The organism is Streptomyces sp. T12 (assembly GCF_028736035.1).
Classification (GTDB): domain Bacteria; phylum Actinomycetota; class Actinomycetes; order Streptomycetales; family Streptomycetaceae; genus Streptomyces.
Genome location: NZ_CP117866.1, coordinates 659,782 through 676,058, shown reverse-complemented (window position 1 = coordinate 676,058; position 16,277 = coordinate 659,782). Strand labels below are relative to the sequence as shown.

Genomic DNA, 16,277 nt, shown 5'->3' with positions numbered 1-16,277 from the left:
GAGCCGTTGGTGGAGGCCATCGCTCCGGCCGCCGTGCCGGCGAGAACCGATGCGAGTGAGACTCCTCCGGCACTGAGGAGGCGGCAGCCCTACTGGGTGACGAGGCCTGGGATTCATAGGGGTCTCGGTCTCACAGCCCTCTCCACTGATACATGGGATGGATTAACGGATACGAACGTTGCCTCTGTCTAGTCTTGTGACACGAAGACTTGGCTACTGGCGGGTTTGCGTCCGGCCCGTGCCCTGACACTGAGTCAAACATGGGATTGCCGAGAAGAAGTGTGAGGAGTGCGAGAGCTGGATAACGTCAGCTCGAACTGTCGACGGGGCTCCGCCCCGCCCGCGCCGCTCCGGATGAACGCGCGGATACCGACATCAGCCCGTGCCCGCACGGACCATGCGCCCGGGCACTTGAGTCGAACCGAGGAATCCCCTTGTCCTACAGTGTCCGTGCAGGCGGCCTGGAACGGCACACCGCCGAAGAGATCCTCCGCATCGAGCCCTGGGGACTGGACGCCGTCCGGGTCCGGGCCGCATCGGGGACCATCGCCCCCACCGCCCCTGGCGCGCTGGAGAGCCCCTCGCCCTCCACGCAGGCCGAAGTCTCCGTATCGGACGACGGCTGTGCCCGACTGCTCAACGGCCGCCTCGTCGTCGAGGCCTCGGCCGACGGGCGGCTGAGGTTTCTGCACGCTGCCTCGGGCCGTGAACTCCTCGCCGACAAGGCCCCGTACAGCCACCATGCCGGCCCTCGCGTCCATGCGGCGGGCGGCCGGACGGAGCAGCACTTCGAGGCGTACGACGGGGAACGGCTGCACGGCCTCGGGCAGCATCTGCACGGGCGCCTGGACCAGAAGGGCTGTGTGATCGACCTCGTCCAGGGCAACACCGTGGCCGCCATCCCCTTCCTGCACTCCTCGCGCGGCTACGGACTGCTGTGGAACAACCCCGCCACCGGCCGCGTCGAACTCGGCGCCGACACCACCCGGTGGACCGCCGACGCCGGCGGGCGCGTCGACTACTGGGTCACCGCCGGCGACACCCCGGCCGAGATCCTCGATGCCTACACTCAGGTCACCGGGCGCCCGCCCCTCCTGCCCGAGTGGGCGTCCGGTTTCTGGCAGTCGAAGCTGCGCTACCGCACCCAGGACGAACTCCTCGCGGTGGCACGGCAGCACAAGGAGCGCGGACTGCCGCTGTCCGTCATCGTCTGCGACTTCTTCCACTGGCCGAAGATGGGCGACTGGCGTTTCGCGCACAGCGAGTGGCCCGACCCCGCCGCCATGGTCAAGGAGCTGACAGACCTCGGGGTGAAGCTCGCGGTCTCGGTGTGGCCGACCGTCGAACCCGGCAGCGACACCTACGACGAGCTGCGCACCTCCGGACACCTCGTTCGGGACGCGGACGGCGGTCTGCTCACCTTCGCGTGGCCGTCCCGGGAGGCCGGGGAGGCGCTGACGCTCCCGATGGCGTACTACGACGCCACCCACCCCGGAGCCCGCGCCGCGCTGTGGCAGCGGCTGAACGACAACTACCGTTCGCTGGGCGTGAGTTGCTTCTGGCTGGATGCCTGCGAGCCCGATCTGCCCCGGGAGGTCGCCGACCGCGCCGTCTACGCGGCCGGACCGGCCGCCGAGGTCGCGCACCTCTACCCCCTGTCGCACACCCGCGCGGTGGCCGACGGCCTGCGCGCGGCGGGCGAGGACCGGCCGCTGTCGCTCGTCCGCTCCGCGTGGGCGGGCAGCCAGCGTCACGGGGCCCTGCTGTGGTCCGGCGACATCCCCACCACCTTCGACTCCCTCGCCCGCCAGATCAGGGCCGGGCTGAACGTCGCGATGAGCGGCATCCCCTGGTGGAACACCGACATCGGCGGCTTCGCCGGCGGTGACCCGGACGACCCCGCGTACCGCGAGCTGCTGATCCGGTGGTTCCAGTACGGCACCTTCAGCCCCGTCATGCGGCTGCACGGGGACCGAAAGCCCAACCACCCCACGTTCTCCGCGGACATCACCGGCGGCCCGAACGAAGTCTGGTCCTACGGGGAAGAGGCGTACGGCATCCTCCGGGACCACCTGATGCTCCGCGAGCGGCTGCGCCCGTATCTGATGCGGCTGTCCGAGGACGCCCACCGCACCGGCGCCCCGCCGATGCGCCCGCTGTTCTTCGACTTCCCCGAGGACGAGCAGGCATGGGACGTGGACGACCAGTTCCTGCTCGGACCCGACGTGCTGGTGGCACCCGTGTACGAGGCGGGCGCGCGGACCCGCCAGGTGTATCTGCCGGACGGTTTCCGCTGGCTCGACCCGGTCACCGGACACGTGCTGAAGGGCGGTACGCGGCTGAACGCGGAGGCCCCACTGGAACGGATCCCCGTGTTCATACGAGAAGGGGCCGACGTCGCAGCCTGGCTCGGCTGACCTCCTTCGAGTACGGTCGCAGCTCCTTCGACCGGATGACGCCGCGTGCGTCGTCGAGCACGAGCCGGCGCTTGGTGGCGCAGATGTCCTGGCCGAGCGACACGTCCCTGTGCTGGAACGGGCACGCCAGGAGAGGTGCCGTGGCATGTGGTTCCTCGTCTCCGGGGCCGCCGTAGGCAGCCGTGGCGCCTACGGGGCGGCAGAGGGCCACGCCGCCGCGGGTGGGATCCACGACGGCACGGCCGAGTGTGGGTTGGACAGGTCAGGCCCAGGGGCTGACCGCCGTGAAGGAGCTGTCGGCGCGGAAGGTGTCGGTGTTCTGGTAAAGGTCGACGCGGAGTGCGTAGTTGTAGTGGCGGAGGTAGCGGCCCGGGTAGTTGTACGACTCCAGGCTCACCGAGCCCGCGGTCGTGCCCGGACGGGCGCAGTACGTGGCGTCCTTGTTGAAGACGGCCGTGCCGTTGCTGCTGTCGAAGCGGACCCGGTAGTCCCAGTGCCGCAGATAGCGTCCGGCGGAGTCGCGGAAGGAGTAGCAGTTGGCGTCCGCGAGGCCGGGCACGACCGTGAGGGTGGCGCTCTGCTTGACGGCAGTGCTGCTGGAAGAGGTCACCGGGTCGATGTAGCCGAGGTTGTCGGAGCGCACCACGGCGTAACGGCCCGGGAAGTTGACGGACTGGAGGGATCGGGTGGTGTTGGTCGGGAGGGTCACACCGCCGGAGACGGTCTCCTTCAGCACGGTGGCGTGGCGTATGAAGCCGGACAGCCCGGGCACCTCGGTGGGCGTGGACCAGGTGGCGAAGTTGTCGAAGCTGTCGCTGTACCAGTACTTCCCGGCGCGGTAGCCGTCGTAGTAGATGCGCCAGCCGCCGTTGTCGAGCTGGACCAGGGCCGGGCCCTCGACCCAGTCGCCGAATCCGGCCCAGTTGCCCGTCTTCCGCATGGTGTAGGGGCCGGTGAGGCTGGAGGCGGTGGCGTACTCGATGTACTTCGTCGTCTCGTTCTTGGTGAACGCGTGGTACGTGGAGCCGACCTTGACGATGAAGGTGTCGATGTAGTTCGGGCCGATGCCGGCCAGCTGGGTGGGCGCGGACCAGGTGGTCAGCGCGGAGTTGGTCGCCGTGATCTTGTAGGCGGTGAAGTGGGTCGCGGTGCTCGCCGACGTCAGGGACACGATGACGTTGACGCTGCCGTCGGTGTCGATGAACCACTCGGGCGCCCAGGTGCGGGTCAGCCCGCTGATCGGGATCGTGTGGTTGTACAGGAACGTCCAGTTCACCCGGTCGGTGCTCCGGGCGAAGCCGATCGTGTTCCCGGTCCAGTCGGTGGTGTAAGTGAGGTAGTAGAAGCCGTCGGTGTGCTTGAAGATGCTGGGGTCGCGGATCAGACCGGACGGCGGGGTGTAGGCCGGGCCCTTCCGCAGGGTGAATCCGGTGGCGTCCGGCGAGTCGTACACGTACAGGTTCGACTCGCTGCTGTTGGTGAACGCGGTCATTGTGTACCGCGTCGTCTGTCCCGCCGGCGGGTGGGCGGCTCCGGCCGTGCCGGCGAGGGCGGTGGTGAGCCCCAGCAGGGCGGCCACCGAGGTGAGGAGGGCGAGGAGCGCCCTGAGGGTTCTGTTCAACGCTCGTCCCATTTCTGCGTGAACTGCCCTGAGGCTTGGGGGATGTTGTTCGAAGTTCCGAACGGTGTGCGGTACTTCGAGCAGAAGATAGAGTTGCGTCGTGATTCCGTCAATGTTTCCGACGGGTTCCGTTCTGGTGCGGCTCGCGCCGCCCGGACAACTGAGCAGCAGTGCCGTTGCGCACGTTGACTTCCGTGCGAGTGCCTTCTGTATTCGGGCCACCATTCTGCATGTCGACCTACGTTCGAAATGTCAGACATTCCTGGCGTGCTAGGACAGCTGCAAGGTGCACCTGTTCAAGCTGTCCGCGGACGGGAAGTCGCTGGTCGTCCCGCCTGCTACACCTGTTCAGCGAGGTGAAGTCCGAAGGCCGGGTGCTCATGATGAACCGCGGGTCCAGCCTCTACGGCCCGTTCGAGATCCGGCAGTTGCAGCAGGTTTCCCGCTCGGTGGGAGCGGCCGGTGCCTCGGCCGCCGTCGGGCGCGCGACGGCTCGCACCGGCGCGCGGTCCGTGGTCGTGCCACCAGGGCTGCCCGAGAACGTCGTCCCCGACGAGCCCTGGTCCCGGCTCGAGGACGTTCCGCCGCTGACGGTCGGCGGCTCGACGGGGGGCGGACGCCGTGGCCACCACAACCGCACCGCCGCCGTCACCGGGGCCGTGGCCCTCGACCACGGCCCCGGCCTGGGGGCGCAGGGTTCTGATCCAGTGATGCACTGCTGAATGGCTGTCTCGTTCAGCGGCGTCAGGTGACGGTGAACATCTGGTGGTCGGCGCCGTCGAACGGGCGTTGCTCCAACTGGTCGCCCTGGGCGTTGCCCGCGGTGAGGTAGAGACCGCTGTGGCGGTTGAGGAGCCGGATACGGCCGTTGCCCGCGTCTTCCGCCAGCCATTCGTCGTTGGTGTTCGCGTTGGCTTCGTACGGGTACTGGACGGCCTTCGCTCCCGCGTCGCGGGACGCGTACCGGATGACGACGTCCTTGCCACTGGCCTGGTTGACGATCCGCGTGTATCCGTCGCCGAGGGGCACGAAGGCGAAGCGCTGGTTGGTGCCGCCGTTGCTGGGCCAGCGGATGATCTCGGCGTCGTTCGCGAGGCTTCTGCTCTTCACGTCGAGTACGTGGCTGCTGCCGGCGACGGTCACCGTGCGGTTCCCGGTCGGGATGGCCGGGACCTTGGTCAGCCTGACCACATGGCCGCCGCCCGCGACTGCCGGAACGCTGAGCGTGTCGCCGGCCTGGATGACCTTGCTGGTGCGGGTCAGGCCTGCGGAGCCGTCGGTGGTGATCTCCGCGTGCCAGGTACCGGTGCCGAGGAACGTGGTCGGGTAGGTGATGGTGGCGGCGGCGCCGCGCCTGAACGCGCCGACGAACCACCGGTCGCCGTTGCGGCGGGCGATGACCCCTCCGGAGTTCGGGTCGCCCGAGACGTACTTCGTCTCGTCCCACACGGTCGGCAGCATGCGCAGCCACCGCTGTGCCTCGGGTCGGGCCTGGTAGTCCGGGATGCGGCTGCCGGGCAGCATGATGCCGCTGTCCAGGAGTACGGCGAGGGCGAGTTCGGCGGCGTCGCTGTTCGGGTTGCGCTGCTGGAAGCTCATCGGCGAGTAGTCGGCCGGGCCGAGTGCGCCGCGAGTGAACGGGATCGCGGCCACGTGTCCGATGTCCCGGCCTCCGGGGTATTCCTCGCCCCGGACGGCCTCGCTGGTCAGCACGTGCGGCCAGGTGCGGTGGACACCGACGGACAGGCGCGAGCCGTGCAGGTCGACCATCAGCTTGTACCGGGCCGTGTCGGCCAGGGCCGCGTCGTACCACTGCTGACGGGCCCGGGTCTCTGAACCCATGAAGTCCATCTTGACGCCGACGACACCCCACCCGGTGATCTTGGTGAACTCAGCCTCCCGCTCGGCGGCGGTGTCCAGGTCCTGCCAGTGATACCAGAGCATGATCCGCACGCCGCGGTCCCGGGCGTAGGTCACGAGCTCGGGAATGATCGCCTGGTTGGCTTTCCACCCGTCGTCCACCAGGAGGTAGGGCCAGCCCTGCGAGGAGGCGTAGTCGGCCCACTGCTTGAGCTTGGTCAGGTCACGCTGCGTGGCGACCATGCCGTCCAGCCACGGCCACGCGGCGACACCCGGCTTGATCCACGAGGTGTCGGAGATCTTCGACGCGGGCGCGACGTCGTCGACCAGCGTGGACTCCACGACCGTCGCCGTGCTGCCGATGGCGGCAGTGCGCCACGCTGTGGTGAACGCGCCGGACCGCGCGATCTGAGCGTCGGCCAGCGCCACGGTGAACCGGCCGGTGCCCTGAGTGTGGGTGAACGAGCCACCCGAATAGTTGCCGTCCACACCGGACTCGGCGAGCAGCACCCGCGCGCCGTTGGTGTGCTGGGCGAACATGCCCATGTCGTAGGAGCCCGTCGCCACGTCGGCGACCGTAGAGGTCGCGTAACCCCTCTCGTGATCGGGACTGAACACCTGCCGGGACAGCTGGGCGTCAGTCGGCAGTTCGAACGAGGTCGCCTCGCGCAGCACCGTCGCGCCCGACGGCATCTCGTAGCGCAGCGCCAGCCCCTCCGCGGACGTGCGGACGTGCACGGTCATCTGGGCGGAGCCCTTGGCGAAGACCAGTCTCGTCTCGGTCGCGGACCGCGCCCGGACGCGGGACTTCCCCGCCATGACCTGGTAGTTGTACGAGATGGGCGAATCGGTGCGGCTGACGAACTCCAGTCCGGTGGTGTAGTCGGCCTGGCTGGTCACCAGCCCGATCGGAGCGGGTATCAGGGCCTGGCGGCAGTTCCAGGTCGCGCCGAGCGAGAGGGCGCCGTTCGCGTCCAGCGCCACGGTGGCGCGCACCCCGTCACAGCCGGTCTGTGCGACACCGGGCTGCACCGAGGTCCAGTTCCCCGGCGTGGCGGCGGATGCGGGCACCGCAGTGACCGAGCCTGTGACGGCGAGGACGGCGGCGGCCGTACCGGCGACTCGAACCCCGCTTCGTTGGAGGAGTCTCATGTGGCCTTCCGGGTGGTTGCAGGTGGTCCGCGGCGCATCGCTCGCGCCGGGAGTGGGAGGGACGTTGCCTCGGTCAGGCCCAGGGGCTGACCGCCGTGAAGGAACTGTCGGCGCGGAAGGTGGCGTTGTCCTGGTAGTGGTCGATGCGCAGCTCGTAGAAGTAGTGGCGGAGGTAGCGGCCGGGGTAGTTGTACGACTCCAGGCTGACCGAGCCGGCGGTCGCGCCCGGACGCGCGCAGTACGTGGCGTCCTTGTTGAAGAGCGTCGTGCCGTTGCTCGCGTCGAAGCGGATCCGGAGGTCCTTGTGGCGCAGGTAGCGGCCGGACGCGTCATGGAACGAGTAGCACTTGGAGTCGGCCAGGCCGGGGACGACGGTGAAGGTGGCGCTCTGCTTGACCGCCGTGGCGCTGGAGGACGTCACCGGGTCGAGGTAGCCGCGGCCGTCCGAGCGCACGACGGCGTAGCGGCCGGGGAAGTTGGCCGATCGGAGCGAGCGGGTGGTGTTGGTCGGTAGGGCCGTGCCGACGGTGACCGGGTCGATGCTGCTCAGGGTGGGGACGACTTTCTTGATCAGGCCGTCGGAGGTGAACTCCAGCTTGTCGATGGTGGTTTCACGGTGGGTGCCGTCACCGCCGGGGATGGCGAAGCGGTGGTAGGCGATGTACCAGTCGTCGGTGTTCGGGATCTGGACGACGGAGTGGTGGCCGGTGCCCTTGATGCCGAGCGAGAGGTCCTTCTCGAGGATCACGCCCTGCTTGGTCCAGGGGCCGGTGGGGGAGGGACCGGTGGCGTAGGCGACGCGGTAGTTCTCGTCCCGGGTGTCGTTCTCCGACCACATGAAGTAGTAGGTGCCCTTGCGCTTGATGACGAAGGTGCCCTCGTTGTAGCCGACGGGGGTGATGTCGCGGACCTTCGAGGCGTCGAAGGAGATCATGTCGTCGTTCAGCGGCACCACGCGGGCGCGGCCTTGGCCCCAGTAGAGGTAGGACTGGCCGTCGTCGTCGGTGAAGACCGCCGGGTCGATCATCTGGCCCGTATACGCGCCGCGGGCGATCAGCGGCTTGCCCAGGGGGTCCTTGAACGGGCCGGTGGGCGAGTCGGAGACCGCGACGCCGATGTTCGTGTCGGCGGAGTAGTAGAAGTAGTACTTGCCGTTCTTCGCCTCGATCGCCGGGGCCCAGGCCCGGATGTCGGCCCAGCTGACGTCCGGTCCCAGGTCGAGGATGACGCCGTGGTCCGTCCAGTTGACCAGGTCCTTGGAGGAGTACGCCTTGAACTGCGTGCCGCTCCAGCCCGGGAAGCCGTCGGTCGTCGGGTACATGTAGTAGGTGTCGCCGAAGCGGATGATGTTCGGGTCGGCGGTGAGCCCTGGCAGGACCGGGCTCTCCGCAGCCTGGGCGGGCACGGCAGGGCCGGCAAGGCCCAACAGGAGTGAGGCGGCGGCCGTGGCGGCCAGAGCGCCCGGCCGGAACCTGCGGCGGCCGGAAGGTCTCACGCTGTGCATGGATTCACATCCCTGAAGAAGACATGGCTGTGGCAGGGCGTGCGAGGCCTCGGCGGTCATCACCACGCGTTGGTCGACCGGACGCGGCCCCGCTGAACTCGATGGCGGTCGGTGGTGGGGAGACGTGTGCTGGGACGTAGGGGTCGCCGGGATGGCTCGTGGAGGGGAAGCCGGCGCCGGCTCCGCTGGTGGGCGGTTGGCTGGCGAGGGGTTCGCCGTGAAGGCGCCGGCATCCCCGTCGGCGTCGGGTCAGTTCGTCACGCGGAAGGTGGCGTCACCGCGTGCTGTCGCGGTGGTGATGGTGTCGAGGCGGAGCTGGTACGCGAAGTGCCGGATGTAGCGGTCGGGGTGGTTGTACGACTGGAAGGAGGACCAGCTCGAGTCGGCGAGGCCGGCGACCTGGCGGAAGGTGGCGTCCGCGGCGAACTGGGCGGTGCCGTCGTTGCGGACCAGCTGGAAGTCGTTGTTGGCGTGCCGCAGGAAGTAGCCGGGGTAGTTCACCGACTCGAAGGAGGTGGTGCCGCTGCCGGCCAGACCGGGCTGCAGCCGGAACTGTGCATCCGGGCCGGTGATGTTCTGGTCGATGCGCACGTCGAAGTTGGCGTGCCGCACGTACCGGTCCTGGAAGTTGAACGACTGGAGCCGCTTGGCCGGGGTGCTGGCCCAGCGGGCGAGCACACGGGTCTCCTCGGCGGCCGTCAGGGGCAGGATCGAGCCGTGGCGCTTCTTGGTGCCGCCCAGGTTGTAGCTTCCCGATGCCGGGAGGTTGTAGCTGCCGGGGTTGGACGGGTTGGTCGTGGTGACCGGCATGTACCCGCCACGGGAGGCGTACTGGTCGAGGTACAGGGTCCACTCGTTGCGGTCGCGGAACTTCATCCACATCGGGCCCTCGACCTGGGCGCCGGTCAGGCCGATGCCGGAGAGGTTGCCGAGGTTGGTCCACGTCCCCAGGATCGAGTTGCTGCCTTCGAGGGTGATCTGGCCGTCGCCGGAGGCGCGTACGTAGCGGTAGTTGCCGACGCCGGCCGGCACCTCGACGATCTGGGTGTCGATGAGCTCCTGGGCGCCGGGGCGGTCGATGTAGATCTGCGGGGTGGTGATGGAGCGGAAGTCCTTGGTCCGGGCGTAGAAGATGCGGTGCTTCGTCTTGCCGTCGAGGGGCACGTTCGTCGCCCAGTACAGGACGTAGTCGTTTGTCTCGGGGTTGAAGATCGCCTCCGGGGCCCAGGCGTTGCGGCCGTCGGGGATCGCGCCGGCGACGTTGAGCAGCCACGGCTCCGACCAGTTGACCAGGTCCGTCGACTCCCACACCACGAGGTTGCGGCTGCCGTTGTTGATGGAGCCGTCCACGGTCGACCCGCAGCCCCAGCACAGGTCGGTCGCGATGATCCAGTACTTGCTGCCGTCGGGGGATCTCACCAGTGCGGGGTCACGCACCCCCTTGGTGCCGATCGTGGAGCGCAGGATCGGCGCCCCGCCGTTGAGGTCGTTCCAGTGCAGACCGTCCGCGCTGTGCGAGAGGTACATCTGCTGACCGGTCGACCCCTCGCCGGTGAAGTGCAGCATCAGGTAGCCCGGGTCGGCAGCGGCCGCCCGGTTCGGTGTGATCAAGGCTTGGGATGTGAGGAGCAGACATACGGTGAGCAATATCGCCGACAGCCGGGCGTGAAGCGCGGACATATACGTCTCCTGTCGTTCTGCAAAGGCCATCACCGGGCGAAAGTTGCCCAAATCGGAGTGGCGCGGGGGGAAGTTCGGTTTCGGTGTTGGCGGGACAGGACCGGCTGCCGCACGACGCGGAAGGGGCCGGCTGGATCCGGGTAGCGGTGTGTCTCCTGTGTGCGGGTGCACTTCGCCGTGGTGAGCGCGTGTGGGCGCGGTGCGGCGAGACGGTCTGGTGCTTCTTTCGGCTCCTGCGAGGCGGCTCTTCGGATGTGCCGCTGCGGCGTCCCGTTCTCGTGCGGCTCCTGTTTCTCTCCTGTGCTTCTCTCTTGTCCAAGCCCAACGGCCTTCGGGTACGGCGAAGTGAGCGGCGGTCGACCCGGTCTCCGCCTCCGGGTCCCGGCCGCTGTTGCGCCGTGCGGTGTGCCTCCCCGTGCTCGGTGGAAGGAAGCCTCCGTAGCCGACTCCCAGTCCGCCGAAGCGAGTTGTTCGATAAGTCGAACGATGTTCGTACGGTCGGGCAGACGTTAAGCTTGGGAATCAGAACGCGTCAATGCCTCCGACAGCAGTAGTCCGTGGGACCCGCAAGGACGCGCCAGACATGCGATGTATAGCGACAGACGAATCGCAGTATCACTGCCGTTAGCGCGCAGAACGACTTCCCGTGTATGGCAGTTCATCCCTGCACGCCCGTTGACAAGAACGGGTTACATGGTCGAACTTCATGCGTAACACCGGTACCCGACACCCAGGAGTACCGCGCCACTCGTGTGTTCTCTCCGCCAAGGGATGCCCTCGTGCCCACATCGTCGGGGCGTACGGCCTCCCTCCCGCGAACGGACGGGCGGTTTCCCGTAGATGCATACGCCGAATCCCCCTGGACGTAGGAGTAAGCCCCATGTCGTCAGGAAGACTGTCCCGTCGCACGCTGCTGGGCGCCGCGGGCGCCGCTGTGGCCGCGACCGCGCTGCCCGTGACCCCCGCGTTGTCGCGCCTGCTGGCGGAGGCGGCCGCCGCAGACCCCCAGACCAACCTGGAAAAGCTGGTGAACATGCGGTTCGGCATGTTCAACCACTTCAGCCTGGGCACGTTCACCAATGAGGAGTGGGCCGCCCCGAACCAGAACCCTGCTCTGTTCGCGCCCACGGCCGTGGACTGTGCCCAGTGGGCTGCCGCCGCCGCGGCGGCGAAGATGAGTTACGGCATCCTGACGACCAAGCACCACGATGGCTTCGCCCTGTGGCCGAGCGCCTACGGCACCCAGAACGTCGCGAACAGCTCCTACAAGCAGGACGTGGTGAAGGCGTATTGCGACGCCTTCCGGGCGAAGGGGCTGAGGGTCGGGTTCTACTACTCGATATGGGATCGCACCTTCGGCGTCGAGGCGTGGGAGAGCCGGCACAAGGTGTCCGGTCTCGAGATCACCGATGCCATCCAGCCCAGCGACATGACCTTCATGCTCGGTCAGATCACCGAGCTGCTCACCAACTACGGCACCATCGACATGTTCATCACGGATGGTTACGGGTGGCAGATGGGGCAGCAGGCCGTCTCCTACCAGCGAATCCGGGAGCACGTGAAGTCGCTCCAGCCGGACATCGTCATGATCGACCACGGTGCTCTGTCGGTGCCGTTCCTCGGCGACGCGATCTACTTCGAGGAGCCGCTGGGCGTCTCGGCGCCGGCCGGGAACACCTACGCGGCCACACAGGGACAGACGATCAGCAACGGCTGGTTCTGGCATCCGCACACGCCGACCCAGGACCCGATGAGCAAGGACGCGATCCTGTCCCACCTGGCCGACCTGGAACCGAAGTACACCTCGTTCATCCTCAACTGCCCGCCCAACCGCAACGGCAGGCTCGACACCAACATCGTCAACCGACTCGCCGAAGTCGGCGCGGCCTGGAGCCCCGACACCTCAAGGCCGCCACTGCCGACGCAGATGCCGCGCGCCGAGCACCCCGTCACACCGGTCAGCGCCTACGCGACCGCATTCCGCTCCGGCGAGGGACCGCTCAACGCCATCGACGGGCTGAGCGACAGGGGCTACGAGACCTGCTGGTCGACGTGGGGACTGTCCTCGGCCCTGCCCCACTCGATCACGATCGACCTGGGCGGGGTGTGGAGCAACGTCTCCACCCTGGAGTACCTGCCCAAGCAGTGGAACCGCAGCAACACCACCGACGGCGACATCACCTCGTACACCATCTCCACCAGCACCGACGGCACGAACTTCACCCAGGTCGCCACCGGCACCTGGACCGGAAACCAGGCCACCAAGGTGGCCGAATGGCCCGCCCGGAACGTGGGCTTCGTACGGATCCAGGCCAACGCGGCCACCGGCGGTTACGCCAACATGGGCGGCGTCAGGATCGGCGGCCGGACGGCCAAGCCGGCCCTGGTGTCGAGAGTCCTGCCGGGCAACGGCACGGTCTACCGCATCGTCAACCGCAAGAGCGGCAAAGTCGCCGACGTGTTCAACTTCGGCACCGCCAACGGCACCAACATCCAGCAGTGGCCGTGGCTGAACAACACCGCCCAGAAGTGGACCTTCGCCTCCACGGGAGACGGCTACTACGAGATCAAGAACGTGAACAGCGGCAAGCTGATGGAGGTGGCCGGCCTGTCGCGGGTGGAGGGCGGGAACGTCGCCATCTACGGGGACAACAACGTTCCCCAGCAGCACTGGGCGGTCACGCCGACCGGCGACGGCTACTACTACCTCACCAACCGGTTCAGCGGACTGTCGCTCAACGTCGACGGAGGCTCGACCGCCGACGGGGCCAACATCAACCAGTCCACGTACAACCGCGCGCCTGAGAAGCAGTGGCAGATCATCGCCGTCTGACGATCCCGACGACGGGCGACGCCTTCGATGGTCCGGATGCTTCGACGACCACTTCGCACCACCGGCGGCGCCCGCCCGTCACTTCCGCGCTGTCGTCCCGGAGGGGAGAGGTTCGCTCGAACGCAGGTGTTCCCTCAGCCACTGCTCGGTGTTGCTCACATGGAGCAGCGCGGCGGCCTGGCTGAGGGCGGCATCACGGGTGGACAGCGCGTTGAAGATCGCCTCGTGCTCGGCGAGGGTGCGACCCGCGGCCTTGTCGTCGACCAGACCGCGCCAGATGCGGGCGCGCAGGGTGCGGCCGGAGATCCCTTCCAGGAGGGTGAGAAGGGTCTCGTTGCCTGTGGCCGAGACGACGGCGCGGTGGAAGGCGGCGTCGTGGATGTTGAGCTGTTCCACGTTGTCGCGGGCCTCGCGCATGGCGTCCAAGTGCCGCTTCACTTCGGCCAGTTGGGCATCGGAGATCCGCGTGGCGGCAAGAGCCGTGGCCATCGGCTCGAGGAGCCGCCGTACCTCCATGAGGTCTTGCAGGGCGACCGAGTCGCCCTGCAGCAGCTCCACCGCGCCGCCCAGCCCCTCCAGGAGCAGGCTCGGCTGCAGGCTGGTCACATACGTTCCGTCGCCGCGCCTGACCTCCAGAACCCGCGCTACGGCCAGTGCCTTGACCGCTTCCCGGGCGAGGTTGCGGGACAGGCCCAGCTGGGCGGCCAGGTCCGGCTCCGGTGGGAGCTTCGAGCCCGGAGGCAGCGCACCGGTCCGGATCAGTTCACGGATCCGCTCGATTGCCTTGTCCGTCAGAGACATCGCTCATCCCTCCCCCCACCGTGCCCCGGGAGCACGTCCGGCCTGATCAGCCCCTGAGTGCGGAGATCGTCCCAGAGGCTGTCGGGGACGCGCTGATCATGGAGTTCCACGTTTCGTCCGACCTGTTCCGAAGTCCGCATACCGAGGGTAACGTTGATGATACTGGGGTGCGTGTGCGGGAAGGCGATCGCGGCGGCGGGCAGGGTGGTCCCGTGTGCCGCGCAGACCTCGGCGATCTCCCGGGCGCGGGCGAGCGAGTGGGCTGTTCCGTCTCGGTGGATGGTTGACGCTGCGGTTTCACCTGATGCTTGACACCACGTGTCCCGGCTTGGCTGTATGTGCGCCCGGCGTAGATCCGTTGGCCTACGCTTCGGTTCATGGGGGCGATGGTCTGGAGGGGTGTCCGAGAGCGGGTGGAGATTCTGGCCCGTGCTGACAAGGCGCGGGAGGTCTTCGGCGCGTGGGACAAGTACGGGGGAACTGGTCACCGCTTCAAGCTTGCTGATCCGCTCTCGGAGGCGAGTGTCGCCGAGGCAGAGGCTCAGTGGGGCGTCTCGCTGCCCGCGGACTACCGGGCTTTTCTGCTCGAAGTCGGGGCCGGCGGCGCCGGACCCTTCTATGGACTCACGACCCTGTCCCGCACAGATGCCGGGTGGCTGTGGAGTGACCCCGGCGGCGGTACCGCCCACGAGCGGCTGCGCTTCCCCTTCCCGGATGCGGAGGAAAGCGTGCGTGCTCAAGTCGAGCATGAGCGCAAGGAGCCCGTCGAGTCACATTTCGAGGACGAAGCTGTCTTCGACGCGGCGTACCGCGCCTGGTTGGGGGAGGACGAGAAGCTGTCCGACTGGTTCTTGTCCGGCGCTGTGTGCCTCAGCCACGAAGGGTGCGGCTACTTCGACTGGCTGGTCGTCTCTGGCCCACAGTGCGGGCAAGTGTGGCTCGACGAGCGTGCAGGGGACGGACGGTTCAGTCCCCTCGGGCGGGTCGGATTCGCTGAGTGGTACCTCGACTGGGTCGAGAAGACTGAGGCTCTCGTGCGGCGTGGCCGCTAGGACGGGTGGTTAAGTGCTCCAGGCTTAAAGGCGTATGCGCAGGAGGGCAGTTGTGCGCTTTGGCGGTGGGCCAACGGTACGAAGCCGCGTCCGTGTCGCCGAGCCCGAGCGGACCAACGGCAGACGCGCTCCCGGTGAGACCAAGTCCGAGGCGGGCGTCCGTGTCGTCGTGCTCCCGGCCTTCCTGCACAGGGAGGTGAAGCGGCATCTCGCTTGGTACGCCGAGAAGGGGCCCGAGGGCTTGGTCTTCGTCGGTGAGAAGGGCGCCCCGTTCCGGCGCACCTCCTTCGGTCGGAAGTGGCGCCGGGCTCGCGCGGTCGTCGGTCTCCCGGACGGCTTCCGCTTCTACGACCTTCGTCACACCGGGCACACGCTTTCGACCCGCTCCGGTGCCACCCTCAAGGACACGATGGTCCGCGCCGGTCAGTCCTCCGAGAAAGCCGCGCTGATCTATCAGCACTCCGACGACGAGCGGCAGCGCGAGGTAGCCGCCGGCCTCGACGACCTGGTCCCTAATGGTGCGGATGTGGTGCGCACCCCGCCCACCGGTCTGGACAACAAAGAACCCCCGGGGCTCTGGCCTGGGGGTTTCGCATGGAGCGGGTGACGAGAATCGAACTCGCGCTCTCAGCTTGGGAAGCGATGGCGCTTGGGCGGGCCATATGGCCATGACGTGCGCAGATGGCTTTGGCTCTGGCGGTCGTGCGGGTGGGATCGCATCGTTGTTGACCGTGGTTGTCCGCTCTTACGGGCACGCTATGGGCACGGGGCGCGAAGACCGGTGGGCAGAGCGCGTGCGCGGACGGGCACTGTGTTCGGGCTGGGCTCGGTCGGACGTCCAGTTGGGGAATGCCTTCGCGTGTGCACAGGGTTTGAGTGAAAGCCCGTTCTGGCGCTGCAAGGCTCATGGCCGCGACTTCCCCGGAAACGGCCGGTACTCGTCCTTGGCTCATTTGCCGGCATCGGGTCCGTACCACTGGAGCGCCTGGCCGGTGACGGCGGCGATGCACTCGAAGTCCCGGTCGCGGTGCAGCAGAGTGAGCCCGTGCAGCTCGGCCGTGGCGGCCAGCACGAGGTCGACGGCTCCGGCGCTGCGGTGCTTTCCGCGTTGGGTGAGGACCTCGTGGACCTGCCAGGCGCGGTCGTAGGCGCGGTCGTCGACCGGCACCCGGCCGAAGAGCAGGCGGATGTCTTCGATGCCTTGTGCGCGGTCGGCGGCGGAACGTGCGCTGTAGAAGAACTCCAGCTCGGTGATGGGGCAGGCGGCGATGAGCCCGGCGGCTGCCGCCTGGTCCCATCCGTACTGCTCGGCGTCGCCGCGCAGCATGCTGAAGGTCATGCCGGGCGCCGCGCGCTG

General features: G+C 68.0%; 11 protein-coding genes and 3 pseudogenes. 5 read left to right on the top strand and 9 right to left on the bottom strand.

The genetic code is table 11. The features are described 5' to 3' along the window. The first annotated feature begins 434 nt into the window (after nucleotides 1–434). Nucleotides 435–2,417 carry a glycoside hydrolase family 31 protein gene (locus PBV52_RS03060; protein WP_274236694.1) on the top strand — a complete coding sequence of 661 codons (1,983 nt, stop codon included), beginning with the start codon at nucleotides 435–437 and terminating at the stop codon, nucleotides 2,415–2,417. Here the strand turns inward: PBV52_RS03060 and PBV52_RS03055 are convergent. Together PBV52_RS03055 and PBV52_RS03050 are read right to left on the bottom strand one after the other, a co-directional pair. Continuing rightward, complete coding sequence (locus tag PBV52_RS03055; protein WP_274236693.1) at nucleotides 2,377–2,649, bottom strand: hypothetical protein; 273 nt, start codon at nucleotides 2,647–2,649, stop codon at nucleotides 2,377–2,379. The genes PBV52_RS03060 and PBV52_RS03055 overlap by 41 nt on opposite strands. Nucleotides 2,650–2,679: 30 nt before the next feature. Continuing rightward, nucleotides 2,680–4,038 (bottom strand): glycoside hydrolase family 43 protein, encoded by a 1,359-nt coding sequence (locus PBV52_RS03050; RefSeq protein WP_274236692.1) that lies wholly within the window; start codon nucleotides 4,036–4,038, stop codon nucleotides 2,680–2,682. A gap of 356 nt (nucleotides 4,039–4,394) precedes the next feature. On the opposite strand from PBV52_RS03050, the gene PBV52_RS03045 reads away from it, so the two are divergent. Further along, nucleotides 4,395–4,760 carry a hypothetical protein gene (locus PBV52_RS03045; RefSeq protein WP_274236691.1) on the top strand — a complete coding sequence of 122 codons (366 nt, stop codon included), beginning with the start codon at nucleotides 4,395–4,397 and terminating at the stop codon, nucleotides 4,758–4,760. A gap of 22 nt (nucleotides 4,761–4,782) precedes the next feature. Here PBV52_RS03045 and PBV52_RS03040 read toward each other — a convergent pair whose 3' ends face one another. The 4 genes and pseudogenes from PBV52_RS03040 to PBV52_RS03025 all read right to left on the bottom strand — a co-directional run bounded on the left by PBV52_RS03040 (nucleotide 4,783) and on the right by PBV52_RS03025 (nucleotide 10,234). Next, nucleotides 4,783–7,050 (bottom strand): glycoside hydrolase family 97 protein, encoded by a 2,268-nt coding sequence (locus PBV52_RS03040; protein ID WP_274236690.1) that lies wholly within the window; start codon nucleotides 7,048–7,050, stop codon nucleotides 4,783–4,785. 73 nt (nucleotides 7,051–7,123) lie between these two features. Beyond that, nucleotides 7,124–7,591: an AbfB domain-containing protein gene (locus PBV52_RS03035; protein ID WP_274249245.1), complete on the bottom strand. Its 468-nt coding sequence runs from the start codon at nucleotides 7,589–7,591 to the stop codon at nucleotides 7,124–7,126. Beyond that, nucleotides 7,570–8,440: pseudogene (locus PBV52_RS03030) on the bottom strand (family 43 glycosylhydrolase); the annotation flags it as partial. The gene PBV52_RS03035 and the pseudogene PBV52_RS03030, both read right to left, overlap by 22 nt. Nucleotides 8,441–8,803: 363 nt before the next feature. Further along, nucleotides 8,804–10,234 (bottom strand): glycoside hydrolase family 43 protein, encoded by a 1,431-nt coding sequence (locus PBV52_RS03025; RefSeq protein ID WP_274236689.1) that lies wholly within the window; start codon nucleotides 10,232–10,234, stop codon nucleotides 8,804–8,806. Nucleotides 10,235–11,114: 880 nt separating this feature from the next. Between PBV52_RS03025 and PBV52_RS03020 the strand changes: the two genes are divergently transcribed. After that, entirely contained in the window at nucleotides 11,115–13,067 is a 1,953-nt protein-coding gene (locus tag PBV52_RS03020) for an RICIN domain-containing protein (RefSeq protein WP_274236688.1), read from the top strand. A gap of 78 nt (nucleotides 13,068–13,145) precedes the next feature. Here the strand turns inward: PBV52_RS03020 and PBV52_RS03015 are convergent, their stop codons facing one another. Both PBV52_RS03015 and PBV52_RS03010 read right to left on the bottom strand, forming a co-directional pair. Next, nucleotides 13,146–13,868, bottom strand: a complete 723-nt coding sequence (locus PBV52_RS03015; protein ID WP_274236687.1) for a FadR/GntR family transcriptional regulator — start codon at nucleotides 13,866–13,868, stop codon at nucleotides 13,146–13,148. Next, nucleotides 13,859–14,122: pseudogene (locus tag PBV52_RS03010) on the bottom strand (aldo/keto reductase); the annotation flags it as partial. The gene PBV52_RS03015 and the pseudogene PBV52_RS03010, both read right to left, overlap by 10 nt. 123 nt (nucleotides 14,123–14,245) lie before the next feature. Between PBV52_RS03010 and PBV52_RS03005 the strand changes: the two are divergent. Then, nucleotides 14,246–14,920 carry an SMI1/KNR4 family protein gene (locus tag PBV52_RS03005; RefSeq protein WP_274236686.1) on the top strand — a complete coding sequence of 225 codons (675 nt, stop codon included), beginning with the start codon at nucleotides 14,246–14,248 and terminating at the stop codon, nucleotides 14,918–14,920. Nucleotides 14,921–15,005: 85 nt separating this feature from the next. Beyond that, nucleotides 15,006–15,527, top strand: a pseudogene (locus PBV52_RS03000) (tyrosine-type recombinase/integrase); the annotation flags it as partial. A gap of 342 nt (nucleotides 15,528–15,869) precedes the next feature. On the opposite strand, the gene PBV52_RS02995 reads toward PBV52_RS03000, so the two are convergent. Then, nucleotides 15,870–16,259: a PIN domain-containing protein gene (locus PBV52_RS02995; protein ID WP_274236685.1), complete on the bottom strand. Its 390-nt coding sequence runs from the start codon at nucleotides 16,257–16,259 to the stop codon at nucleotides 15,870–15,872. Nucleotides 16,260–16,277 lie beyond the last annotated feature (18 nt).